Origin of the sequence: Streptomyces glaucus (genome assembly GCF_039533365.1) — a bacterium.
Taxonomy (GTDB): Bacteria; Actinomycetota; Actinomycetes; order Streptomycetales; family Streptomycetaceae; genus Streptomyces; species Streptomyces glaucus.
Genome location: NZ_BAAATK010000004.1, coordinates 183997 through 207952 on the forward strand (window position 1 = coordinate 183997; position 23956 = coordinate 207952).

The window sequence follows — 23956 nt, forward strand, 5'->3', positions numbered from 1 at the left end:
GACGTTAAGTAGTGTCAGTGACTGACGTCAAGTGGCGTCAGTCACTGGCACATGCGGTATCCTCGGAGGGTGCCACGGAGCGGAGCAGAAGCGCGCCGCCGCCTTCAGCAGGCGGCCCTGGAGCTGTACCGGGAACGCGGGTTCGACCAGACCACCACGGCTGAGATCGCCGCCCGCGCCGGCGTCAACGAGCGCACGTTCTTCCGGCACTTCCCGGACAAGCGCGAGGTGCTCTTCGACGGCGAAGCCGACCTGCGCGCCACGCTGACGCAGGCGGTGGCCGAAGCACCCGACGGTCTGCAGCCTCTCGAGGTGCTGCTCCGCGCCTTCCGGAAGGCCGGACGGATCCTTGAGGAGAACCGCCCGTTCTCCGAACCGCGACTGGCGATCATCGCGGTGACACCAGCACTCCGCGAACGCGATTTGGCCAAGGCCGCGTCGCTCACTGAAGCCGTAGCGGAGGCGCTACGGCAGCGCGGTGTCGCCGACCGGCTGGCCGGCCTGGCTGCTCACACCGGCTGGGCCGCCTTTCACCACGCGGCCCAAGCCTGGATCGACGACCCCTCACAGAGCTTGGACGCGCATCTCCTTCAAGCCTTCGACGATCTGCGGACCCTCTCCGTGACCGCCCCACCGGCACAGGCACAGCCCGAGAGCTGACATCGCCCTGCCCGCGATCACCGGTCATCGCGATCGAGCTCGGCGGCCGTCCTGCCGCCCGGCTGTGCCGCCGGGTGCGGCCGGCTGCGGGCCGGACGCGGCTGCTCGGGCTGCTGGCGACGCCGGCGGTGCCGGACCGTGCCCCGCGGGTGCCGGGGGCGGACGAGTTCGCCTTCCGCAAGGGCTGCGCCCACGGCACCGTGCTGGTCGACGTCGAGGCCGGCCGGGTCGTGTCCGCCGCTTCCGCGACACCGGCCTCGACCAGTTGCTCGCCTCCGCCCGCGAACGTCGGCCCAACGGCGTGCTGGAGCCGTTCGAGACATACCCGAGCGCCCGCTTCACCGAGGCGCAGGGACAGGTCGGCGGCACCCGGCTGTTCCTGGAGATCCAGGCCCGCGGCTGCCGCGGCAGCCGCCAGGTCGTCCGCAAACACCTCGCCGCCTTGCGCGCGGGCACCGCCGAACCGGTGCGGGCCGACATCCCCGGCCCTCGCAGGATCACCTCCTGGACCATGCGGGCCCGCGAGCTCCCCACCGACGGCCAGAACGAGCGCCTTCTTCAGGTCCGGCTCGCCTGCCCGGACATCACCCGGGCCTGCGACCTCGCCCGAGCCTTCGCCGACCTGGTCCGCCACCAGCGCGGACACCTCTTGCTGGAGTGGATCCGGCAGGCCGGACAGAACGCACCGAAGCCCATGAAGGGCTTCGCCGGCTTCCTCCGCCAGGACCTCGACGCCGTCACCGCCGGACCCACCCTCCCCTGGAGCTTCGGCGTCGTCGAAGGACACATGAACCGAGTGAAAACACTCAAGAGGACAATGCAGGGCCGAGCCCCGTTCGAACTGCTACGGGCCCGCATCCTCGAAAACGGTCCGTGAGACAGTCGGGCACGGCTCACCGATCGTCACCGGGAGAAGGATCCATGAGAGCGTTGCCCGCCGTCACCGGCCGTGATGCGTTCGACGTCCTGGTCGTCAGGACCTACTACCACGACGACCAGGCGTGGCAGGAGGTGACGGCGGCGCTGATGGAGCCCTGGGGGGACAGGCCGTACGAGGCGCACGTGCACTTCGTCGACGATCCGGCCTGGGCAGGAGCGACCGTTGACGAGGTGTTGAATGCGGTCCGCGCCGACGAGAACCTGGCCGTTGTCTTCCTCGCTGACCGGACAACCATGCAGGCCGGGAGTCACGCGTTGCTGGCGGTCACCACGCTGACGCGGGAGGAGTGCGTGGACGACGAGGACTACGAGCAGCTGACCGAGTTCGGCCGTGAGTTCCGCACCGTCCCCGCAGGGGTCCACGACATCCACGCGAACCTGAGCATCGGCAACCTGGGCTTCGAGGAGTACGCCGCGTGGGCTCACGATGATCCCGAGGGGATCTACCGGTCGTTCTGAACAGGGCTCACGGAACTGCGGACAGAGCCGGCCTCCGGTGCTCCCGACGGACCGCGCACGGCCGGCAGCACGCCCGCCAACAGCGACAGCACGAACGCCACGGCCAGCCCCGCAACGCCTTGGTCCCTGATCAGCGCCGTACCCGCCGGCGGTCTGGTGGCCGGCGTCGTCGCCGGCACCTCCGTCACTGACGTATTCACCGCCGCCTCCGGACAGGGCGCCACCGCCGACCAGGTCGCCCTCGCCGGCACGAGGACGAAGAGCGGGGACACGTGCCGGCCCGTCGACTGCACGGCCGGTGCGGCCCGGGGACCCGGCGGAACCGGGCCGGTGCTTCCCGCGGAGGTCCCCTGAAGGAAGTGGCCGGCGCCGCAACCGGCCTCGTGCCGACCCCGTGTCTTCCTGCTCAGGCCTGGCTTCGTCCACTTCAAACAGCAGCGTTCGCCTGCCGGTTCGGGCAGCAGCCGGTGTTCTTGAGGATCGTGGACGTCCACGGGAGACAGCAGCAGTGCACGGGACGGCCCGCCGCCCGTGAGATGTCTGTCTCCGAACCTGCGGCACAGGATGACCCGGTGGCCTGATCAGGCGAAGCGCGGGCCACGTTGGCGACCGCCAACGTGAGATGGATCAGGGTGGCGCGCGAGGGTGCCGCTGTGTGTCCGTCAGGCGTCGAAACGGTCGCGCGCACTCTCGATGTGACCGAGGTGCTGGTGGGTCCAGCCGCATATGACGTCGACCGCGGTGCGCAGGGCCCGGCCCGGCTCGGTGAGGGTGTACTCGACTCGCGGTGGCACGGTGGGGTGCACCTTCCGGTCGACCAGGCCATTGCGCTCCAGCATGCGCAGGTTCTGGGTGAGCATCTTGTGGCTGACGCCCTCGACCTCGTCGCGCAGCTCGCTGAAGCGCAGGGTGCGCTCGCCGAGCGCCTCGATGATCAGGAGCGCCCACTTGTTGGCGATGTCCGAGAAGATCTCCCGTGCCAGGGAGTCCGCGCGCCGCAGGTCAGCGTCCTCGGGCAGGCCCTTGAGCAGTTGTTTGGTCACCATCAGGTTCCCCAGTCACCGAAAAGTGCGTTCTTCCAGGTCAGCCGTCACTCTCCTACAGTTTCCGAGTAACCACAAGAGAGCGAACCAGAAGGGCGAGCACCATGGCCACCATTGATGTCTTCCACTACGACGTGCCGGCCGAGAGCGACTTCGGCTACTCGCAGGCGATCAAGTGCGGCGAGCTGATCCACGTCTCCGGACAGCTCTCATTCGACGAGGCGGGCGAGTTCCTCTACGCGGGCGACTTCGCCGCCCAGCTCAAGCAGACCTACGCCAACATGGACAAGGTCCTGGACCACTACGGCGCCACCCGGAACCAGATCGTCTCGCAGACCCTGTACGTGGTGAACCTGCGGCAGAACGCCGCGGCGACGGCGGAGGGCAACCTGGCGTACTTCGGCGACCACCGCCCGGCCAGCACGGTCCTGGGCGTCACTGAACTGACCCTGCCCGGCCAGGTCATCGAGATCAGCTTCGTCATCGACACGAAGCTGCCCGCTTGAGGCCTCCTCCTCACACGTCCCACAGCCCTCCATGGTCCTGTCGCTGTCCGCGCGTGGTCTGACGCACGGTGACATCTCCGCCCGCCTGGCCGGGGTCTACGGCGCGAGCGTGTCCGAGCAGACCCCGCCGACCACCACCGACAAGGTCATGGACAAGATGGCCGAGCGGCAGAACCGGCCGCTGGACCCGGTCCATCCGGTGATCTTCATCGACTGCGTGCACGTGAAGGTGCGCGACGGGCAGGTGGCGAACCGGCCGATCCACGTCGCCCTGGCGGTCACGGTGGACGGCACGCGCGAGATTCCCGGTCCGTGGGCCGGCGGCGGCGAAGGCGCCAAGTACCGGCTCCAGGCCCTGACCGGGATCGGGAACCGGGGCGTCGAGGACATGCGCATGCTCGTCTGCGACGGACTCGAGGGCCTGCCCGGCTCCGTCCCGGCGCTCGCCGAACGGCCCGTTCAGCCAGACGATCATGCCTCTTCCGTGGTCGCGGCGACCGTGTCGGTGCACCGGGCAGAGGCCGGGAGGCGTCCGTTGCGGCCCGGCCACCGGAACACCAGCCGGGAGTGCTCCTTGTCCAGGACGTCCCCGGCGGGCAGCAGATGGTCGGGTGTACCGGCCGGGTGGACGGTCAGGACGGGATCGGCGTGCTGGTCGTTGTCGTCGGCGCGGACATGGCGGTCCCAGGCCCGGACCGTGGCCGCGAGCTGCTCGGCGAGCTGCGGGCCCTGCTCGCCGAAGGCGTGCACGACCCATTCCCACTCTTTGTCCTCCGGGCGCTCGCCGTGCCGGGTCGGGACGTGGATCAGGTAGGCGAGCGAGGCGTCCCCGAGGACAGCTGGTGCGTCGCGGTCCTTCGAGAGGGCGGCGATGCCCGTGTCCTGGTGGGCGTGCAGGCGGCAGAAGGCCGGCAGGGTGGTGGCCGCGTACAGCTGCAGGGAGCCGAAGGAGGCGCCCGCCCCCATGGTGATGCCGGTGGCGACCTCGTGCCGCCGGCCGCGCAGTGCCTCCTCCAGCCCCTTCGTGCCGGCGGCGGCGCCGTCGTCGAAGCGCAGTGTCAGCCCGCCGTCGAGAAGGGGGACGACCGGGACGGCGCGGGCCTGCTGCCCCTGGTCGCGGACGAAGCCGCAGTAGGTGAAGCGGCGCGCGTGCAGCACCTCGCCGCGCCGCTCCAACGCGATCGCCCGGGTGTAGCCGCCCATCTCCAGCGGCAGGACCAGGCGCCCCCCTTCGGCCAGCTGCTCGCGCCAGGCCGGGGCGATGTCCCAGCAGTCGTAGGTGATCACGCTGCCGTCGAAGCCGCCGCGGGGCACGAGATGGGCGGGCGCGCCGAGGGCGGCGTCGGCTTCGACGGCGGTGACACGTCCGCTGCCGGCCTCCCTGGTGAAGGCGCGGGTGCGGCGCACGACCCACGGGTCGATGTCGACGGTCACCACCCGCCCTTCGGGCCCGGCGACGTGAGCGATCAGCTCGGCGTTGTAGCCACCGGATCCTGCCTCGAACACGATCGCGCTCGGCCGAAGACGCAGGCTCTCGATCATGTCGGCTTGGAGCCAGGCCGCGGACACCGAACTGATCGCCGTCCCGGCCTCGTCGCGGCGGGTGACGACGGCCCGGTCGCCGCCGTCGTACACGGCCGCCGGGTTCGCTTCCGGGGCGAAACGGTGGCGGGGCACGGTCCGCAGCGCGTCACGGACGGGCTCGGACGAGGCCCAGCCGCCGTCGATGACCGTCCGGGCCATCGCCTCGCGCAGCCGGACGGCCTCGGCAGGCTCACCCGGCACGGCCGGCCGGTCGGCGGCGATCGGGTAGGAGACCACGGGCGGCAGGTCCGGGATGACGCCGGGCCACAGGGCATCCAACGCGGACGCGGCGGGGACGAACACGTCTCCGACACAGGCGAGAACGTGCAGGTCGAAGAACTCCCAGCGGGCGAACAGCTCCGGTTCCCGGTTGGTCAGGGTTCCCGTCCACGCGGTGATGCGGACGACGGCCGTGAGCCGCGGAATGCCATGACTGTCGTCGACCAGCACCGTCACCACATGGGCGCCCGCCGGGTCGGCGACCAGGCCCGTCTCTTCGGCGAGTTCGCGGACCGCCGCGGCGGCGAAGCCTTCCGGGCCGCAGGTCTTGCCGCCGGGAAGCTCGAGCATGCCACGGCGGGAGCGGCCGAGCAGGACCCGGCCGGCGTCGTCGGTGACGACAGCGAGGGCGCCGGTCAGCGCATGGGCGGTGGTCGGCCTCTTCTCGACGGCCCGGGTGCCGGCATGGCAGGGGCCGCGCAGGACCAGGAAGGCCGGACCGTCCGCGTCCAGCCGCTCCATCGTCTCCCAACCGGCACCGATGAGCGCGATCTCGTCCTCGTCCAAGGCGATGCCGCGCCGCTCCTCGGGCGTGTTCTTCGCCACCGGGGTGATGACGACGAGAGCGCCGCCGTCCCGCAGCCGCTCACCCAGCCCGTGAAGGACGCGGCCACGGTCCCTCAGGAAGGGGTACATCAGGCGCATGACGACCAGGTCGTACCCCTCTTCGTGCAACAGGGCCGGGTCGTCGCGCTCGATGTCCAGCTGCAGCCACCGCACGCCCTCGACGCCGGCGTGCTCTGCGCGGGCCCGGGCGAGCGCACTGCCGGCGAAGTCGACGGCGTCCACGGTGTAGCCGAGGGAGGCGAGGCAGGCGGCCAGCTCACCGGTGCCGCATCCCACGTCGAGCGCCCGGCCGCCGCTGTCCGGGGCAGGGGTGTGTTCGGCGAGGAGCTCCCGCTCGCGCTCACCGACCTGCCGGAACCCCTTGCCGTCGCTGAAGTGCTGCTCCCACTGGTCGCGGGCGGTGTACGTCAACGTGCTGCTCCTCGTGCGTAGGTAGCGGTACTGGTCAGGGTGCTGTGCGGCGCGGAGCCGGGCCAGGGCGCGACGGCCGCGCTCCACCAGCTCGGGGTCGCCGCGGGCGGCGCGCAGGTGGGGGTCGGTGGGCACGCCCGCGGAGGTGAGGCGGTCGACCAAGACGGCGCCCAGGCTGCTCGTGTCGGCGGCCTGGAGATCGAAGGGCATGAAGGCCGTCCTTCGCGGGGTCGGGTGTGGGCATGGCGGAAAGGCGCCGGACGGGGGAGCACCACAGCAGAACGGCCGGGACGAGGTGGAGCGCGGTTCCGGCGCGCAGCGCCGCGTGCACCGAGAAGGCGGCGGCGACACCGCCGGCGGTCAGGGCAGCGGCCGGCCGCAAGCCGGTGACCAGCCAGACGGAGGTCTGCTGCGCGCGGGACCGCAGCTCGGGCGGGCAGAGCTGCTGGCGGATCGAACGCTGTGTCGTGCCCGCCGCCGCAGCCGACGTCCAGGACGCGGACCGGCCGGCCCGGGAGTTCGGCGACGGGCCGGCGTTCGATCAGGTCGTGACGGAGCCGGCCCCGCGCGCCGTCGGAGTGGTCGGTGTACGCCGCGCCCACGGCGTCGAAGCCGGTCATCGCTCCCACCCCAGTTCGGTGTAGGCGCATCGTCCGGCCCGGACGGCTTCGATCGCGGCGCGGGTGTAGGGGACGATCGGCTCGGGCAGGTCCTCGGCGCTCCACCACTGCCAGGCGACGCACTTGTCGGGCTCCCGCAGCTGAGGCGCGCCCTCCCAGCGGCGAGCTCGGAAGAAGAGCTGGATGCGGGGCGGGTCCGCGGGCCGCTCCCGCATGTGCACGGTGTGGACCAGGTCGACGTCGGCCGGGTCGATCACCAGCCCGGCCTCCTCGTACGCTTCCCGCACGAGGCATGCGGTCGCGGCTTCCGCCTCGCAATGGCCGGCGAGCACGTGCCAGGAGCCGCCGGCGTACGCCGAGTCGAGGTGCCGCAGGCCCAGCAGCACTAGACCGTCGTGCTCCAGGTGGAGATGGGCGCCGACCACGTTCAGTACGGTCCCGGAGGGCGCCTTTGCCGAGGCGGTCCCATCGGTTGTCACCGTGCGGACGTGGGAGTCGTCGTAGGGGGGTCGGCCGCTGTGCAGCTCCCGCTTGGCGTCCGAGATGCCGGTCGTGGCCGTCGCGGCGTCCTTCGGTGGGTTCGCGGTCTCGTCGCTGCTTGGTTCGGCCTGCGTCAATGTGTTTCCTCCCGGAGGCGCGGTGGCGTCGGCATGTCCAACGACGTCGCCGCCATTTCGAGCACGTGTTCTTTCGGACGGCTTTCGCGCACCGGAATTCCGCGGTTGTTCGAAACTGTGCGGTGCACCGATCCTTGCCGCGCAAGAGCGGGCGGGTGGAGATGAGTTGGCCGAAACGCCGATGCTCGGTCGTTGCGGCTGTACGCGGTCAGCAGGAGGTCCGCACGCCTCGCCATGGGTTGCCCGAAGCGGCTGTCAGGAGATCCGGGCGTCTCCTGAGCGAGTGCGGGTTCCCTGGAGTCAGGTCGGCGCGGCATCGCCATCCGCTTCGACAGGACACCCGGGAGCCACCTCGTCGGCCTCGAACTCCGCGCCTCGATGATCTGGCTCGAGGACCTCCTGCGAACAGCCGGTTGATCACGGCATCGCACAGGCTCAACTGCCGCAGAACTCGGCCTCGATCACCGCCCGGCTGTCGCCCGACCAGTCGTTGTTGAAGTTGAGGGCGAGCATGTGACGGCCGTCCTCCGTTGTGACTGCCGCCGAGGACGAGCCGCGGATGCTGCCGCTGTGGCCCCAGACGGTGAGCCCGCAGTCGAGTTCGAGTTTCATGATGCCCAATCCATAACCCATGTGAGGAGGCATGCCTTCCTCGACCGTGGTCTTCATTGCGGCAAGCTGCTGTGCCGGGAGCAGTTCGCCTGTCAGCAGGGCCGAGTAGAAGCGGTTCAGATCGCCGGAGTCGGAGATCATTTCGCCTGCGGCATGGGCCACGGAGGGATTGATCTCGGTGACGTCGTACGTGGGGCCGGTGTCGGTATCGGCCAGTTTTCCGTAGGCGCGGCTGCTGGGGTGCGGCATTTTCGTGGAAGTGCCGGGGACGGTGGTGGCGTGCAGGTTCAAGGGCTCGATGATGCGGTGGCGGATCTCGTCGCCGTACGGGTTGCCGGTGGCCTTCTCGACGACCAGGCCCGCCAGGACGTAGTTGGTGTTGGAGTAGTTCCAGGACGTGCCGGGCGCGAAGTCGGGCTCATGCCGCATGGCGACCTGTATGAGCCGGTAGGGGCTCAGGGTGTCGTAGCGGTGCTCGAAGAACCCGTCCTTCAGGGCGTACGTGCGCCGGAAGGTCTCGTCGGCTCTGTAGTCGTAGATGCCGCTCGTGTGGTTGAGGAGTTGCCACAGGGTGATGCTGCGGCCGTCGTGGCCGTGGCCGAGGACCAGGCCCGGCAGCCACTGCTCCACCGTGTCGTCGAGGGATAGCTGCCCCTCGGCCTCCAGCTGGAGCACGACGGTCGCGACGAATGTCTTGGTGATGCTGCCCACGCGGTAACGGTCGTGGACCGAACGCGGCTTTTCCGTTCGGATGTCCCCCACTCCCGACACCGCTTTCCAGGTGCCCTGCCGGTCCTTCGCCTGAGCCACCACACCGGGCACGCCGTCTCCCACCGCCGCGTCCATCGCCTTCTGGGTGGGCCGGTGACCGGCTCTTGCGGAAGATGAGGCGGGAGCCGCCGCCGCGGGAAAGGTCAGGGCCGCCGTCACCACCACAGCGATCGCCGCTATCAGTTTCATGCGTACGGGCATGTTTTTCCTTCCGGTCAAGGAGCGGAGGCACGGATGAGAGCTCGGGCCGTCCGGGCGGACACTGCACCGCAAAGTTGAGGTGGATCGGTCGAATCCCCGTAGGCAGGTCGGCAAGGACTCGACTGTGATGCGCTGGTTCGGCATCGGTGGAGGCGGTCCATGGCGGAGGCAGGTGGTCGTGCTGTGGCTGGTGGGCTGGTGTCGCCGACCGCCTCAGCAAACCAGACAGCGTCCTTGGGCGGATCCCGCAGACGGGGGTGCTCCTCTCCCCCGAGCGGGGGAGAGGAGCACAGCACAAAGGCTCTTCAGCCCTTGATCCGGCAGGCATGCGGCAGGACGACGGTTTCGGATTCCGAGTAGCGGGCGCGGTCGTGCAGGGCGAGCGTGGCCGCGGCAGTGTCGTAGTCGTGGGGGCGGACGGCGGCGAGTTGCTGGAGGGGGCGCCGGTGAGCAGCGCGCCCGCCGACGGACCACTGGCGGGCGCGGCCGCCGTGCCGCTCTCGGCCACGGCGGCCGCCGTCGCACGCGGCCCAGGAGCGTACTGCCGACCGGATCCGTCGCGGGCTGGGGGCTCGCAGCGCTGCCGATGGGCTGTCACGGTCGGTGAAGTACGACGTGTTTCCTCCGTCGTCCGGGACAGGCCGGGCCTGCTCTGCCGGGATGCTCCCAGGACAGGCACCGGGATGAGCGTCCGTCCGGCCGTCACGCGTCGCCGGAGCTGTTCTGCAGCAGCCATGACACGACGGCTCGTACGGCACCCGAGACCGCCGCACCGAGCAGAGCGAGCGCTGCCTCGAGCGTGTACCTGCGGTTCATGGTCGTTCCCTTTCCGATGCGGGCGTGGGCCCGGAGCTGACCGGTGACGACCACGACTCTCCGGGCACCGGGTGGTGTTGCTCCAGGAGCTACGCGTTGTGGATCCTGTGGGACACGGCGCCGGCAGGGCCGGGGGAGTGGGGAGCGGGGACGAGTGGAGCGTCAGGTGCGGGGGGACGAGGAGTCCGGCGCGGCGGTGTCGGGTGAACTGCTTCCGCACGACGACACGACGGATCGCGTCGGCGCGAGCATCGGCCTGCGCCCCCTCGCGGCGGATCTCGGCCCCGAGCGCCGCGCCCTGGCGATCGAGCTGCGCCGGTCTTTCACCGTCCTCGGGCTGTCTGTGCGTGCCTACGCCGCCTCACGGCATCACAGCGCCAGCAGCGTCAGCCGCTATCTGAGTGGTGAGACCGTCGCACCGGACCACTTCGTCGCCACGCTGATGGACGACGTCGGCCGGAAACTGGGCCGCCCGATATCGGTTCAGGCCCGCGCCCGGACGACCGACCTGCAACGGGCGGCGCTACGAGCGACGGACAGCCGTTCCTGGAAGGTGCAGGACCTCGAGGACCGGCTCGCCGCTGCCCTGCAGGACGCTCAGATCGCCAGGACCCAGGCCGACACGGTGACCACGCTGCTGCACCTGGAGCGGGAACGGGCCGCAGGGCTGGAAGCGGAGCGGCAGGAGCTCGCCGTGGCCGTGGCCGCCCATCAGGCGGAGGGCACCGAGGTGGAGGTGTTGCGGGCGGAGCAACACCGGGTGCGCGCCGAGCGTGACGCACTGCTCCGCCGGGTCGCCGACCTGGAGGCCGCCCTCGAGGCGGCCGAGCAGTGTGTCGCGCGCACCGAGCGACGCTGCGCGCAGCTGGAACGTGAACTCCTTGCCGCCGACGCGGAGGCCGCCGCCGGAGAAGACCGCGAGCGGGAACGGCAGGAGGCCGAATTCGCCCGGATGCGTGACGAGGTCGCCCGGCTGCGCGCCGCCGCCGTACGGGACCGGGAAGCGGCGCCTGCGGCGCCGTACGCGACCGGACGCGGTCCGGAGACGGCTCCTGCCGTCACCATCGTCAACGGCGACCCCGAGCTGACGGACGATCTCACCGGGGACGATGTCCAGGCACACGTGCAAGCGCTCCTCGACCGGTCCGGACAGGGCGCTTCCCGCGCGACCCCCCGCGTGTGGGGCGGCGTGCCGAACCGGAACGCCGCCTTCACCGGGCGCGATGCGCTCCTCGACAACACGCGTCTGCTGCTTCGGGACGCGCGCGTGGTCACGCTGTACGGCATGCCGGGCATCGGCAAGACGCAGCTGGCCACTGAGTACGCCCATCGTTTCACCGACGAGTACGACATCGTGTGGTGGATCCCTGCCGGGCCGGGCGGCGCCGTGGGGCAGGGGTTCGCCGGACTCGCCCGGGCCCTCGGCCTCCGCGCCGGCGTGCGGTTCACCGCGCAGGTGAACGCCGCCCGGGACGCGCTGCGCAGCGGCGTGCCTCACCGGCGCTGGCTGCTGGTGCTGGACGGTGCGGACGAACCGGACGAGGTGGCGGGCATGGTGCCGGAGGGCCCCGGCCACGTGCTGATCACCTCACGCAACCCGAAGTGGAGCGAGCACGGCAGCACCCTGCTGGAGGTGTGCTGGTACAGACGTGACGAGTCCGTCTCCTTCCTTCATCACCGTGCCCCGCAGCTGCCCGAAGGAATCGCCGCCCTGCTCGACGAACCGCGCCGGTGGAACAGGGCCGTCCATGCGCTGCGCCGGTGCTCCGCGGTCCGTACGGAGCCCGACGACACGACCGGTCGGACGATGTCGCTGCACCCCGTGGTGCAGCGCATCGTGCGCAACGGGATCCCGGAGGAGGAGCGGAACCTGCTCGCCGGCGTGGCACGACGCGCGCTCGCTGCGGCGGACCCCGGCGAGCCCGCGGACATCGCGACGTGGCCGCGGTACGCGGATGTCCTGCCCCATCTGCGCTACGCGGACGCTCACCGCGGTGACGGCTCCGACGAGCGGCGGCTTGTCCGCAACTGCCTCGTCCACCTGAGACTGTCGGGGCAGTGGGCGGCCGGCGTCGAGTTCGGCGAACAGGCCCTGCAGGCCCTGCGCGACCGGGTCGGCGGCGATGACGATCCGGCCGTCTGGAACCTCATCCACCAGTACACGCCCTTGCTGTGCGCCGTCGGCGACTACCGCAGAGCCGAGGAGCTCGACCGCGCCGTTGCGGAGAGTGCCGCCCGCGTCGCGGGACTCCAGGATCCGCGGTACGTCCAGGCGACGGCCCGCGTGAGCGCCGATCTCCTCGGCAGCGGGGCCTACAGGGACGCCGTCCCCGAGCTGACGACCGCAGCAGAGACTTTTGCCAGGCTCTTCGGCGAAGCCGATCTCCGGACGGCGGACGCCCGGCTCCGCCTCGCTGTGGCATTCCGCGTGCTCGGCGACTACGGACGGGCCCTCCGACTGGACGGGGAGTGCGTGGACGTGTACCGGCGGCAGGTGGGTCGGCACGACATGAGCTGCCTGGTGGCGGAGACGCACTACGCCGTCGACCTGCGGCTGCTGGGCCAGTACCCCGAGGCGACGTCCGTCCAGCGCCCAGTCGTGGATGCCGCCCGCCACCTCCTGGGCCCGGACCACCCCGTGACGCTGCGCGCCGAGCACTCCCTCGGCCTGTGCCTGCTGGAGCAGGGGGACCGGACCGCAGCGGGGGGCCTGGTGGCCGGCGCGCTGAGACGGGCCCGGGACACCGTGGGCGAGCAGAGCCCACTGGCGCTGGTGTTCGCGTCGAGCCTGAGCTGCTTCCAGCGGGTGCACGGCGACCTCGACCGGGCCGCCGAACTGAGCGCCCGGGTCGTTGCGAACTGTGAGGCGCAGTTCGACGCCGCGCTGCGCTCGTCTTCGCCAGGGGCACCGAGGAACCAGCTCGAGAGGGAGACGCTCGCCGATCTCGCGGCCCTGTGGGGAGCCGACGACGAGCGAACCCTCGCCGCTCGCCGACGGGCGCGGCCGTACTGGAACTTCGAGCCGCAGGTCGTCTGAGGGCACGCCGGTCCCGTTCACCCCTACGGCAAGGGCCCGGCCCCCGCAAGGGCCCTTGGTTCCCGCCGGGCGGGCGGACACAGGTGGCACGCCTACGCCCTCGACGCGGCCGCGTCCGCCCGCCCCCAGACCGTCGCCATCCCTGCCCGACCCCGGCCCCCGTGCTCTGGAACAGCACCGTTCCGAGGCGCGGGGCCGCGCCCGTGCCGCCGCCGCGCCGCCCCGTGCCGTGCCCGGCCGCCTGGCGGGGGTGGCGGTTGTTGCCGCCGGCCCGGTCAGAGCGTCGGCACACCGGACCTGACGGCACCCCCTGCCGGCCCGCCGCGGGCGCTGTCCACTCGTCGGACGGAACAACCCTGCCGGCCCGTTCTCGGCCCGCCCCGGCGCACGCCCGGGGCGGGCCGTCTCGCGTTGCCCCTGCCGCCTCCGCGGCCCCGCCTCAAGGGGGATTGCGGGGCTTGGCCGCCTCACGGTCAGGGTGTGGGGCGTCGAGGACGCGGCTCCCACCCCGGCCCGTCGGCCGGGCGGTGGCCGAGCCCTCCAGACCGGCGCAGAACCCCGGGCCGGATCCCGCCACGGCGTGCACACACCTCGCGAAACACAGCCGACGCGACGACAAACGAAGAAGTCGACGACCCCGCGGCCCCGGCGCACAGGTCAAAGATCAAGCTGGCAGCGCTACCGCTACACCCGCAGCGAACGGTTCCCCACCTTGCACGTGTTCCTGGCGGGCAAGCCCGAGCACCTGCTCGACAACCGCTTGAAGGCGCTCGCCCGAGACTGCGCGGCATCACGGTCAACGTGCTTGCGGTCATGCCCTGCAGCGCGGCGAGCCGGCGTGCTTATCCGAAAGGGGAGGAACTCGGCTACAGGGAACTCGACCGGTACGGCGCCGAGCTGCTGTTCCAGGTGCTGACCGAGCGGGAGGAGAACAGCGTCGCCATCGCCTCGAACGAGTCATTCGGCGGCTGGACCAAGACCTTCACCGATCCCCGCCTCTGCGCGGTTCCCGTCGACCGCCTCACCTTCAACGGCACCATCATTGAAACCGGCACCGACTCCTACCGCCTCGCCGGTACCGAGCACGAGCCGAAGAACCTGCCAAGGCCGGCTGATCCACCGGAAGCCGACCCGGCCCGACGGTGCATCTGGCCGGGGATAGGGTCGGCGGATGCGCCAGTTCACGGATAGTGAAGCCTTGTCAGGGATCGTGCGTGAGGCACTGGGGGCGGAGGCCCGCGTTGTCGGAGTGGATCGGTTGCGCGGCGGGAGCAAGAAGGGGGTCTACCGGGTTCACACGAGCGGATCACGTGCAGCGAGTGTGATCGTCTACAGCTGGGCCGAAGCCGAGAACTTCTGGCCGGCTGCGGAAGCCATCGATGCGGCCCACCCGTTCGCTCCCGCCTCCGGGCTGGCCCCCTTCCTGGCGGCTCGGCGGAGACTGGACGGCCTTGGAGTCCGGGTTCCAGGGGTGCTTCTCGCTGATGACAGCCGACGCCGCTATCCGGCGGACGTGGCAGTTGTCGAGGACGTTGCCGGCGGCACTCTGGAAGCGCTCCTGGAGACGGATCCCGTACGCGCGGCACATGTCTTGAGCGAGCTGGCCGCAATGCTCGACGTGATGCACCAGCAGCACAGTCAGGACTACGGCAGGGTGGACGTGCTCGAACGGGGCGGCAAAGCCAGTGGCGATTCATGCGAGCAACTGGTGCTCGAGCGTGCCGTCGAGGATCTCGCTGAGGCGGCCGGACGCGACCCCGGCATCGGATCAGCCGCGGCTTCTTTGCACGATCGCCTGCAGGAGCTGGCCACGCGAGTGGTTCCGCGCACGCAGCACGGACTGATCCACGGCGAGCTCGGGCCCGACCATGTCCTGGTCGATGCCTCCGGCCACCCCGTCCTCATCGACATCGAAGGCCTGATGTTCTTCGATGTCGAGTGGGAGCACGTGTTCTTGCAGCTTCGTTTCGGTGACCAGTACCCAGCCTTGTCCCGCCCCGGACTCGATCCGGCACGGCTCGACCTCTACATGCTCGCGATGCGCCTCTCACTGGTGGCCGGCCCCCTTCGCCTGCTCGACGGCGATTTCCCGCACCGCACGGTGATGCGGGAAATCGCCGAGCACAACGCGAAGGAAGCGCTGGCTCTGTTGGTCCGGTAGCACCGCGTCCGCCACATACGCATCGCTCCTTCCGCATCTCCCTCGACGGCCAGCCGCCCTGACGGGCGGCTGGCCGTCCCACGTTCCCTCACTCACTCGGCAGTGCCGTCATTTCTCTTCGACACTCGCGAGCCAACTGATCGACAACTGACTCCAGAACCGGTCGACAATCGCTGTTCCTTGAAATGAATGAAGCCAGCCAGCCAGCCAACCAACCAACCAGGCCGTGCCGGTCGTCTTCACCATCTGGAACAGCTCCAAAAGCACGGCGCGGACGCGGCGGTATGGCGGCGCCTGGGGCGCACGGACGAACAGACCTCGACCGACGAGCTCGACAACCCCGACGGCGAGAACCTCTACCGCGACCAGGCCGCCCGCGCCGACGCGCAGGAGAAGCGGTGCCGTGCCGCTGAGCGGGAAGCGCGGCGGCCGGTGTGCAAGCGGTGCGGGCGCAAGTGCACCGGCCAGCGCTGCGATGAGACCACCGTGCGGGGTGGCGTCTGGACGGCCGTCGCCCGGTCCGTGTGCGGCAGTTGCCACGTCGACGACGTCGCCCGCAAGAAAGCCGCCGCCGAAGCCGCCCGCCTCCAGGCCGCCACGCCACCGGATGCGGAACAGGCGTGGCGCGTAGGACGTCTCGCCTTCGGTGGTGGAGCCGAACACCGCGTCCAGAACGGTGCGGGTGCCGCAGGCGACCAGAACCAGCAGGCGGAGCGAGGGGTAGCCGGCTCCGCCGTTGTTGCAGTGGTGCTTGACGAACTCCGTGCGGTTGGCCCGACTGTCGGGGACGGCCATCAGCGTGCCGTCGATCGCGCAGACGAGCAGCCCTCGCCAGCGGGTACCCGGAGTGCGTATGCCGGCTGCCGGTCCACGCAGCAGGTCGAACAACCGGCGCAACGGCGCGTCCCCGACCCGCTTGCGGGCCTGTGCGAGCGCACCGGCCGTCGGGGCCGCCGTCGCTGCCCCGCCGAGACCGGCCGTGAGCCGCTTCCAAACCTGAGGCCAGCCCATGTCGGGGAACAGCGCACCGGCCAGCAGCAGGTAGACCACCACACGCGAGGGTAGATCCGGTACCCGCTGCTGCGTTCCGTTTGTCTCGGCCAGCACCTCGTCGACCATCTCGAACGGAATTATTCGCGTCAATTCGCCTAAATGGCCGGGCGCGTACGGCCCGGGCGCAACTACCTCGTGCGGGATGACAGGCTTGGCAGCCAACGGAGCTCCTGCTGAACAGTGATCTTGGTCGACACGGTTCTAGCAGGAGCTCCGTCTCCGCTTCAGGTGACTTGACGCGTCGACCCAACACCCAAATACGTGGCATTGGCACTAGGGGTCGATCGCGGCAATGGGCGGTTCGGCCGTCAGGATCCTATTCCAGTAATTCACGAGATCGCGTTTCGTGTAGTGGTTCCACTCGTATGAGATCCTGGAAGGAACCTCGCCGGGAAGGGTGGAAAATGCGCCGCACGGATGTCGATGTTCTTTTCCAGGGTCGACACCGTAGCGACGCGCCATGCATTCGCGTTCGAAAAACGTTTTCCTGTCGGCTGCGTCACACAGAACGGGGATTGTCTTCGATGGTGATGCGGTGAGTCGGTGAAACCGAGGGTGATCCGAATAATTGAAGGAAAAGTATCCTCCGCTGCAGCGGAGCTCGGAGCCCTCGCCCGTCATGGCCGAGAGCTGGGTGACGGAGGTGCCCGCGAGCACTGCACTGCCTTCATCCAGGCCGATTTGCGCGCCATCCAGGCGGCTGAAGTTGATGGAGAAATCGCCCGTAGCGACATTGATGTTCGCTGCCAATAGAAGCACGTTGTTGAATTCGGTTCCATTCAGCGAGGTTCTGGTGAAATCGGATGCAATGGCAATCGATGACTCGACCTTGGCTCCATCGAGCGTGGCATCGGAAAAGTCGGCGCCCGTGAGATCTGAGTCTGTAATCGTTGCGCCTGTGAGGTCTGCGCCTGAAAAATCAGCGCACGTATTCGTTTTCCTGGCGAACCAAGTTACGCCCGGGGCTCCATCTGCTTCCCGATACCCGATGCCATTACCTGAAGCTCCGGATTGCCGGGCATCAGTTGTAATGTCACACCCGAAATCGAGTCCTGACAGGTCGGCGTTGCGTAAGTTCATGTTCCTGAACGACTTGACTCCGTTCGGGCTATCGCGCACCGTCTCGCGAATGTACTGGACGTTTGCCAGCACCTCATTCCGATCGGATCTCCGGTCTTCGATGAAGAGTTGCAGGCCGACGAATACTCCTGACACGAGGACTGAGAAGATGAGGCCGATGAAAAGTTCAGGCATCAACTGCTCACGGTTGCGTCGCCACCAGCCGGAAGGCTGAGGCTCGTCGGATGCGCTCACGTAGCGGGCTCCTGCTTGTTCGAAAGGGGTAGATTCTCCCTCATGAATGCCGACCAAGACTAGCCACTCGAAATCTGGAAGTCACTAGGGAATTGTCTGATTTTCAGAAAATGCAAGGAGTTGGTGGACAATGGCCGCGCCACTTTCCTGCGCCGATCTCATGGCCGAAGCCCAAGCCGAGTACGCGGCGCTGCCACTGAAGACCCGCGCGGGCAACACCGCGCACCTGCGGAACCTGCTCATGCTGCCGAGCGAGGCCCTGAAGTCCGCCCGCGTCCTGCTGGAGGCGTTCGAGAAGAACCAGGCCGCCCTGTTGGAGCTGGAGCCCAAGCTCCGGGAACTGCTGCTCCTGGTCGCCGACGATTCGAAGGCCATGGGCGCGGAGATGAAGACGTGGCCGCTGGGCATGTTCCTGCGGGTTGTGAACCTGTGGCAGGAGGCGACGCGGGTCCCGAAAGCGCCGGACTGGGACAGCTGATTTACGAAGGCCACGGCGGGCCGCTGCGCGCTGATCTTCAGCGCTTCTACGGTGAGCTCCTGCCCACCCGACGGGTCCGCACCCGACCCCGCGTTGTCAAACGCGCGATCTCCAAGTACAACGCCCGAGGAACAGTCGACCGGACCAGCTACAAGGCCACGATCACCGTCGACATCCTGACCACCCGAACCACTTGACAACGGACAGCAAGCACTAACTACACGGCATTGGTACTAGTACTCCAGCAGCGTTTCGCTATCTGGCCTGGTCAGAGGCATTGTTGGGAGTGTAGTTGGCTGCTGGCACCTCAGGGGCGGTCTTGCCGGACCGCCCCTCCAACGAATGACATCGAGAACTGTCTGCGCGGTGACGAGGGCAGCCTTCCCGCGTGACCGACGACCTTGCCGACACGACCTGGGACCGTGAACTCGACGACCTCTTCCTGCGCATCGGCCACCGTGGCCCGGGCCCACCAGCACGCCGCGGGCGCGCGGAAAAGGGAGATCTCCAAAGGAGCCGCGCGGTGGCGTCGCCGTGGAGCCGGACGACCACGGGCTCGGCCGCTCGCGTGGCGGGCTGACCACCAAGCTGCACCTGGCGGTCGAGCAGCGGCAGAAGCCGATGTCGATTGTGATCACGGCGGGGCAGCGGGGCGACTCGCCGTAGTTCGAGGCAGTGCTGGAAGGCATCCGGGTGCCCCGGCTCGGTCCGGGACGACCGCGTACCCGGCTTCGCCAGGTCCGTGCCGACAAGGCGTACGCCTCTGTCAAGAACCGCGCCTACCTGCGCCGACGCGGGATCCGCTGCACCATCCCAGACAAGGCCGACCAGGCGGCCAACCGCAAGAAACGCGGCTCGCGCGGCGGTCGGCCGCCCAAGTTCGACAAGGCCGACTACAAGGAGAGGCACGCGGTGGAGTGCGGCATCAACCGCTTCAAAAGACACCGCGCCGTCGCCACGAGGTACGACAAGCTCGCCGTCCACTACGAGGCGACCGCCCTCGTCGCCGCCATCAACGAGTGGTTGTGACCAGCACGTTCGAAGTTCGGACAGATCTGAGCAGTCGGACTTCCGTGCTCTCTCAGCCAGCGTGGAGCAACCGAAAGCGATCGGGTTCCGCCGGGTCCCGATCAACGACTTGGATTGGTGCCCAAGCCCATTGCCAAACGACGGTGCCCGGCGTGCGGGAGAACCGGATCGGCCTGCGGGTGCCCTTAACCGCCACGCGCGGCCATGACTCGGCGATGGCCGCCCGGTCCGTGCCGTGGGAACGCAGCATCTTGGTGAGGACGGCGACGGTGTCCCAGCCCTCGAAGGCGACGAAGGAGGGCGCTTCGCCCAGCCGCTCGCGGAGCTCCTTCCCGACGCGTTCGCCGAGCGGACCGAGGCGCTCAGGCAGGTAGCGCAGGAACGGGATCCCAGCGCCGTCCTCACCCAGCGCTGCGGCCCATTCCGCGAACTCCGGTTGCCCGGCCGGAGCGTCGATCAGGATCTCCGCGAGCCGCTGATCGCCCCGGACGGCCCTGACGATCGGCACCGCCGACTCCGGATGGCCGACCAGCAGCAGGAGCGCCGTCGCGCCGTGGTCGACGAGCGCGTCGCACAGGGCCTCGGGGGTGCGCGCGTTCGCGTCGAGTTCGACGACGGTGCCGCCGCGGGGAGCGAGGTGGTCCCGCAGGACGCGGGTCCCGGACGCCCAGTAGACGCTCGGCTGGGTCGCCACGGCGATCCGACGCCGGCCCGCGCCGAGAAGGAAGTCCGCGTAGATCCGCCAGCTGTGGGACTGGGCCGGGGCCAGGCGCGCGACCCACTCCGTCGGCTCCTCGATGAGCGCGTCGAGCACCGCGGATGAGCAGAGGAACGGCACGCCGAGGGCGTCGGCCCGGGCGGCGGCGGCGCGGGCGACCACGCTGTGGTACTCGCCCGCCACGGCGGCCACGCCCAGGCCGGCCAGTTCGTCCATGGCCGCCGCGGCCCGCTCCGGATCGGCCGCGGTGTCCCGGACCACCAGTTCCAGTGGTCTGCCGTCGATCCCGCCGGCGTCGTTGACCTCCCGAACGGCCAGGTCGAGTCCTGCGAGCAGGTGCCGACCCGCCTCGACCCAGCCGGGCCACGTCAGCGGGACGAGAGCACCCAGACGGACGGATGACCCGTCTGTGTGCTCCGCCTCGGACGGCGATGGTGGCGTGCTCATCGGATGGCGTCTCCCCTGGGACGATGCGGTCGCGGTCCGCCCGGATCGCGCGCCAGCCGGGGTCGGCGGTTCGCGTTCGTCACGTCTCGCCGCGGTGGGCGCGCCCCAATGATCATGCCGGTCATTGGATCCACCACCATCGCCAATAGGCAACCGATTATTTGTTCGCTGAGCTGCCAGGCGAAGGCCTGCACCTCAGAAGGTCACTTCCGAAACACGTCCTACTGAGGTTTTCGTTAGTTCGGTGGGTGTGGTGGGCGGATGGTCAGGCCGGTATGGGCGAGGAATGACCATGGCAGTCGGAGGTTGGCGTTGATGCGGTGGATGCCTTGCTCGGTGGCGTCGGCGACATCGGCGAGGTGGTCGCCGGCGAGGTCGGCGAGTTCACGCTTCTTGAGCGAGGACCACAGCAGTTCCACCGGGTTCAGCTCGGGAGCGTAGGCGGGTAATCGTTCCAGGGTGGGCCAGTCCTGTTCGGCGACCCGGGCCCGCATCGCCCGGCTCCGGTGGGCGGACAGGCCGTCCCAGACCAGGACCACTCGCTCGCCGCGGTAGAACACCTTCATCTGCTCCAGGACCTCGATGAGTCCGGCGGTGTCGTAGCTGCCGGGCTCGAGGTGGAAGCACAGGCGGGCCCCGCGATCGGGATCGGCGAAGTGGTGGCCCAAGGCCCCGGCCATTGACGCGCGCTTCCAGTTCAGGCGGTGCCGCAGGAGCGGAGTCCGTCCTCGGGGCGAGTGGGTGCGGCGGATCCGAGGGAGCAGGCAGACGCCTGATTCGTCGAGGAAGACGATCCGGGCACGTGTGTTCACGGCCCCCTTTTTGATGCGCGGCCATGCGTGCGCGATCCAGCGGGCGGTCTCCGACTCGTCCCGCTCGACCGCCCGCCGCCCGGGCCGTTGCAGGCTCCATCCGAGCCGGCCGGTCAGCAGCCGCCACACCGACGCCCTCGACGACACCACCCCCGTCGTCCGGGTGACGACCGCGCCGACTCGTTCCAGGGTCCACAGGTCGGCCTCGAAACCATGAGCCCGGGCACCTTGCTCCAACGCGGCCCAGACCCTCCCGACCTGGGCGTCGTCCAGCTCGGGCGGGCGTCCGGTGGCTGCCCGTCGCCGTGGAGTTGCTGGGCCGCTCGCACTGGTGGCGTCGGGTGGTTGCTCGATTCGTTTGGGCGTCTTGCTGGACGAGGCGTTCATCGCGTCGGACCAGGCGGCGGACTGCAGACTCACTGGGGCGAGTGGTATCCCGCCTGCGTGGCTTTGTTCACCGGTCGCGACAGCAGTTGTTCATCTCGTCGGGAGGCGGACCGGACCGGCCGAAGTCGATGTCCATGAGAACGGCAGGCGCCTGTCGGGCCGCTGTTCCAAGGTTCAGGCGGCGCTTCCTCGATGCCGGGGGTCGCCGGCGAGGAGACGGTTCTGATGGACTCACCACATGACGACATTGCCGCGCCGCTTTCGGCATGCCCTCGACCGGTTCAACGCCGCGCACCCCTGGGACCACAACGCCCACTACCACCGGTGGATCATGCGGCAGCTCCCCGGAAGCTTCCGCACCGCCCTGGACGTCGGCTCCGGCACCGGTGACCTGGCCAGGCTGCTGGCCACGCGTGCCGCGGCAGTGGACGCAATCGACTCCGATCCGGCGATCGTCGCCCGGGCACGGGAACTGACCCCTTTGGATGCTCCGGTGACCTTCACCATCGCGGACGCGCTCACCGGGGTCCCCGCTGCTTCCTACGACGTCATCACCTGCGTCGCCGCCCTTCACCACCTTCCGTTCACCGACGCCCTCGCCCACTTCCGCCGGCACCTGGCGCCCGGAGGGACTTTGGTGGTCGTCGGTCTCTGGCGTGCGCAAACCCCTGGCGACCATCTGCTCGGTGCCGCCGCCACTTTGTTGAACGCCGCCATGGGCTGGATCAAGAACAAGGGCCGCACGGCATCCCTGTCGGCCTCGATGACGGCGCCGGTCCGTCCAGCGACCATGAGCTTCCCCGAGATCGTCCGCGAAGCCCGACGCACACTGCCCGGGGCACGACTGCGCCGTCGGCTGTTCTGGCGCTACACGCTGGTGTGGCACCAGGACTGAGAGGCTGTGGTCCTATCGATCTTGAGTGCGGTGTGATCGAAAGTGGCTGTCGGGCCGGGTGATTCTGCCGTGGCGGCGCATGAACACAGGGCCTCTGGCGCAGTTCGGAGTTGCTGAGACAACGAACACGCCAGAAGGCCCTGATGTCTCTGTTGTACGCGGTCGAGACCGGTGGCTCAACTCGGCGACCCCGTCGTGTGATTGCCTCGCGCACCGGTTCGGGAACACGGCCGACCAGCCCGACCATGCCCGCGCCTATGATATGGACCTGACGGATGATCAGTGGCAGAAGATCCGGCCGCTGCTGCCGGTACCCGGCTGGCTGGAGGGCCAGGGCGGGCGGCCGGAGGGCTACTGCCACCGCGTGATGCTCGATGCCGTGTTCTACGTGGTCGACGGCGGCATCAAGTGGCGGGCGATGCCCGCGGACTTCCCGCCCTGGGACCGGGTCCACGCCTTCTTCCGCCGCTGGCGGGACACCGGCCTGATCGCCGAGTTCCACGACCGGCTGCGCGGGAAGGTCCGCGAGGCGGCGGGCCGCGAGCCGGAACCGAGTGCCGCGGTGATCGACTCACAGTCCGTCAAGGCCGACGCGGTGGTCGGTGCCGGCAGCCGGGGCTACGACGGCGGCAAGAAAATCAATGGGCGACGCCAGCACCTGATCTGCGACACACTCGGCCTGCTGCTGATGATCCACGTGACCGCCGGGGACGTCACCGATCGGCAGGCGGCCACCGACATGCTGCCCGCCCTGCGGACACCGTTCCCCACGGTCACGAAATTGTGGGCCGATGGCGGCTATACCGGAGTTCTGATCGCCTGGGCCCTGGCCGCTCTGCACCTGGTCGTCACCGTGGTCAAGCGGACCGACGACGTCTCGGGCTTCCGCGTCCTGCCGCGCCGCTGGTGCGTGGAACGATCTTTCGCCTGGCTGCTGCGCTCCCGCCGCCTGGCCCGCGACTACGAGCGGCGGCCCGGCACCAGCAAGGCCATGATCCGCTGGTCGATGACGATGCTCATGATCCGCCGCTTCGCAGGTCCTGAGCAAGCGCGAACCGCCCCGACGGCTCCTTGACCAGCCAGCCCCGCCGCACCAGCCGGTTCGCCTTGGACCGCACTTCCTCCAGTTTCACCGCCACCAACTCCACCCCCAGCCCCGCGGCCAACTCCTTGCAGCTCAATGCCGCAGGGGCGGCAGCCAGATGCGCCATGATGCGCTGATACTCCGGCGACAGCACCGACACCGTGAGCCCTTCGCTCCACGCAGGCACCACCGACCCCGGCACCGTACCCGGCGACGGCGACGGCGACGGCTCAGGATTCCCGGGAGTTGACTCGTCCGCCTTCCCCGCACCGTCCGGGCCGGCGAGCACCTCGACAACGGTCTCCCGTGAGACGACGAACCGCTCCCAGTCCAACTCGGCATCCCGCAACGCGGCCAGAACCCGGTCCGCCTCCACCCGCAGGACCTCCACCCGCTGAGCAGCTGCCCGTTCCCGCTTCTCCAACAACCCGATCACCGACGGCATCCCGAACCTCC

20 protein-coding genes and 3 pseudogenes are annotated in these 23956 nt (G+C 69.5%); 14 read left to right on the top strand and 9 right to left on the bottom strand.

Going from position 1 to position 23956, the window contains the following annotated elements; translation table 11 throughout:
• Nucleotides 1-69: 69 nt before the first annotated feature.
• The 3 genes from ABD363_RS04820 to ABD363_RS04830 all read left to right on the top strand — a co-directional run bounded on the left by ABD363_RS04820 (nt 70) and on the right by ABD363_RS04830 (nt 2058).
• Entirely contained in the window at nt 70-660 is a 591-nt protein-coding gene (locus ABD363_RS04820; protein ID WP_344600086.1) for a TetR family transcriptional regulator, read from the top strand.
• A gap of 265 nt (nt 661-925) precedes the next feature.
• Nucleotides 926-1537, top strand: coding sequence for a transposase (locus tag ABD363_RS04825; protein ID WP_344600087.1), 612 nt, complete (start codon nt 926-928; stop codon nt 1535-1537).
• Nucleotides 1538-1581: 44 nt separating this feature from the next.
• A complete protein-coding gene (locus ABD363_RS04830) occupies nt 1582-2058 on the top strand; it encodes a DUF6924 domain-containing protein (RefSeq protein WP_344600088.1) in 477 nt (158 codons plus the stop codon).
• Nucleotides 2059-2720: 662 nt separating this feature from the next.
• Here the strand turns inward: ABD363_RS04830 and ABD363_RS04835 are convergent.
• Nucleotides 2721-3104, bottom strand: a complete 384-nt coding sequence (locus ABD363_RS04835; RefSeq protein ID WP_344600089.1) for a winged helix-turn-helix transcriptional regulator — start codon at nt 3102-3104, stop codon at nt 2721-2723.
• Between the two features lie 101 nt (nt 3105-3205).
• Here ABD363_RS04835 and ABD363_RS04840 point away from each other — a divergent pair, with 101 nt between their 5' ends.
• Entirely contained in the window at nt 3206-3607 is a 402-nt protein-coding gene (locus tag ABD363_RS04840; protein ID WP_344600090.1) for a RidA family protein, read from the top strand.
• Nucleotides 3608-3638: 31 nt separating this feature from the next.
• A pseudogene (locus ABD363_RS04845) lies at nt 3639-4034 on the top strand (transposase); the annotation flags it as partial.
• A gap of 44 nt (nt 4035-4078) precedes the next feature.
• Here ABD363_RS04845 and fxlM read toward each other — a convergent pair.
• Complete coding sequence (gene fxlM, locus ABD363_RS04850; RefSeq protein WP_344600154.1) at nt 4079-6448, bottom strand: methyltransferase, FxLD system; 2370 nt, start codon at nt 6446-6448, stop codon at nt 4079-4081.
• A gap of 386 nt (nt 6449-6834) precedes the next feature.
• Between fxlM and ABD363_RS04855 the strand changes: the two genes are divergently transcribed.
• A complete protein-coding gene (locus tag ABD363_RS04855; protein ID WP_344600091.1) occupies nt 6835-7092 on the top strand; it encodes a hypothetical protein in 258 nt (85 codons plus the stop codon).
• Here ABD363_RS04855 and ABD363_RS04860 read toward each other — a convergent pair.
• Entirely contained in the window at nt 7065-7685 is a 621-nt protein-coding gene (locus tag ABD363_RS04860) for an NUDIX hydrolase (protein ID WP_344600092.1), read from the bottom strand. The two genes, ABD363_RS04855 and ABD363_RS04860, sit on opposite strands and share 28 nt — an antisense overlap.
• A gap of 435 nt (nt 7686-8120) precedes the next feature.
• Nucleotides 8121-9269: a serine hydrolase domain-containing protein gene (locus ABD363_RS04865; RefSeq protein WP_344600093.1), complete on the bottom strand. Its 1149-nt coding sequence runs from the start codon at nt 9267-9269 to the stop codon at nt 8121-8123.
• Between the two features lie 970 nt (nt 9270-10239).
• On the opposite strand from ABD363_RS04865, the gene ABD363_RS04870 reads away from it, so the two are divergent.
• The 3 genes and pseudogenes from ABD363_RS04870 to ABD363_RS04880 all read left to right on the top strand — a co-directional run bounded on the left by ABD363_RS04870 (nt 10240) and on the right by ABD363_RS04880 (nt 15283).
• A complete protein-coding gene (locus ABD363_RS04870; RefSeq protein ID WP_344600094.1) occupies nt 10240-13122 on the top strand; it encodes a tetratricopeptide repeat protein in 2883 nt (960 codons plus the stop codon).
• Nucleotides 13123-13977: 855 nt separating this feature from the next.
• Nucleotides 13978-14237: pseudogene (locus ABD363_RS04875) on the top strand (ATP-binding protein); the annotation flags it as partial.
• Nucleotides 14238-14293: 56 nt separating this feature from the next.
• Nucleotides 14294-15283 (top strand): phosphotransferase family protein, encoded by a 990-nt coding sequence (locus ABD363_RS04880; protein WP_344600095.1) that lies wholly within the window; start codon nt 14294-14296, stop codon nt 15281-15283.
• Nucleotides 15284-15391: 108 nt separating this feature from the next.
• Here the strand turns inward: ABD363_RS04880 and ABD363_RS04885 are convergent, their stop codons facing one another.
• Nucleotides 15392-16498 carry a transposase domain-containing protein gene (locus tag ABD363_RS04885; protein WP_344600096.1) on the bottom strand — a complete coding sequence of 369 codons (1107 nt, stop codon included), beginning with the start codon at nt 16496-16498 and terminating at the stop codon, nt 15392-15394.
• Between the two features lie 111 nt (nt 16499-16609).
• On the bottom strand, nt 16610-17650 hold the full coding sequence (locus ABD363_RS04890; protein ID WP_344600097.1) for a pentapeptide repeat-containing protein: 1041 nt from the start codon (nt 17648-17650) through the stop codon (nt 16610-16612).
• 130 nt (nt 17651-17780) lie between these two features.
• On the opposite strand from ABD363_RS04890, the gene ABD363_RS04895 reads away from it, so the two are divergent.
• The 3 genes and pseudogenes from ABD363_RS04895 (at nt 17781) to ABD363_RS04905 (ending at nt 19157) form a co-directional block, all read left to right on the top strand.
• The gene (locus tag ABD363_RS04895; protein WP_344600098.1) at nt 17781-18128 is read left to right on the top strand and encodes a hypothetical protein; all 348 of its coding nucleotides are present in this window, start codon (nt 17781-17783) and stop codon (nt 18126-18128) included.
• A gap of 452 nt (nt 18129-18580) precedes the next feature.
• Nucleotides 18581-18785, top strand: a pseudogene (locus ABD363_RS32545) (IS5 family transposase); the annotation flags it as partial.
• Nucleotides 18786-18803: 18 nt separating this feature from the next.
• Nucleotides 18804-19157, top strand: a complete 354-nt coding sequence (locus tag ABD363_RS04905) for a transposase (RefSeq protein WP_425577939.1) — start codon at nt 18804-18806, stop codon at nt 19155-19157.
• Between the two features lie 52 nt (nt 19158-19209).
• Here the strand turns inward: ABD363_RS04905 and ABD363_RS04910 are convergent, their stop codons facing one another.
• On the bottom strand, nt 19210-20322 hold the full coding sequence (locus ABD363_RS04910) for an ABC transporter substrate-binding protein (protein WP_344600099.1): 1113 nt from the start codon (nt 20320-20322) through the stop codon (nt 19210-19212).
• Nucleotides 20323-20558: 236 nt separating this feature from the next.
• The gene (locus ABD363_RS04915) at nt 20559-21554 is read right to left on the bottom strand and encodes an IS630 family transposase (protein ID WP_344600100.1); all 996 of its coding nucleotides are present in this window, start codon (nt 21552-21554) and stop codon (nt 20559-20561) included.
• 205 nt (nt 21555-21759) lie between these two features.
• On the opposite strand from ABD363_RS04915, the gene ABD363_RS04920 reads away from it, so the two are divergent.
• Nucleotides 21760-22416: a class I SAM-dependent methyltransferase gene (locus tag ABD363_RS04920; RefSeq protein WP_344600101.1), complete on the top strand. Its 657-nt coding sequence runs from the start codon at nt 21760-21762 to the stop codon at nt 22414-22416.
• A gap of 262 nt (nt 22417-22678) precedes the next feature.
• Complete coding sequence (locus ABD363_RS04925; protein ID WP_344600102.1) at nt 22679-23491, top strand: IS5 family transposase; 813 nt, start codon at nt 22679-22681, stop codon at nt 23489-23491.
• Here ABD363_RS04925 and ABD363_RS04930 read toward each other — a convergent pair.
• Nucleotides 23433-23945: a hypothetical protein gene (locus tag ABD363_RS04930; RefSeq protein ID WP_344600103.1), complete on the bottom strand. Its 513-nt coding sequence runs from the start codon at nt 23943-23945 to the stop codon at nt 23433-23435. The two genes, ABD363_RS04925 and ABD363_RS04930, sit on opposite strands and share 59 nt — an antisense overlap.
• Nucleotides 23946-23956 lie beyond the last annotated feature (11 nt).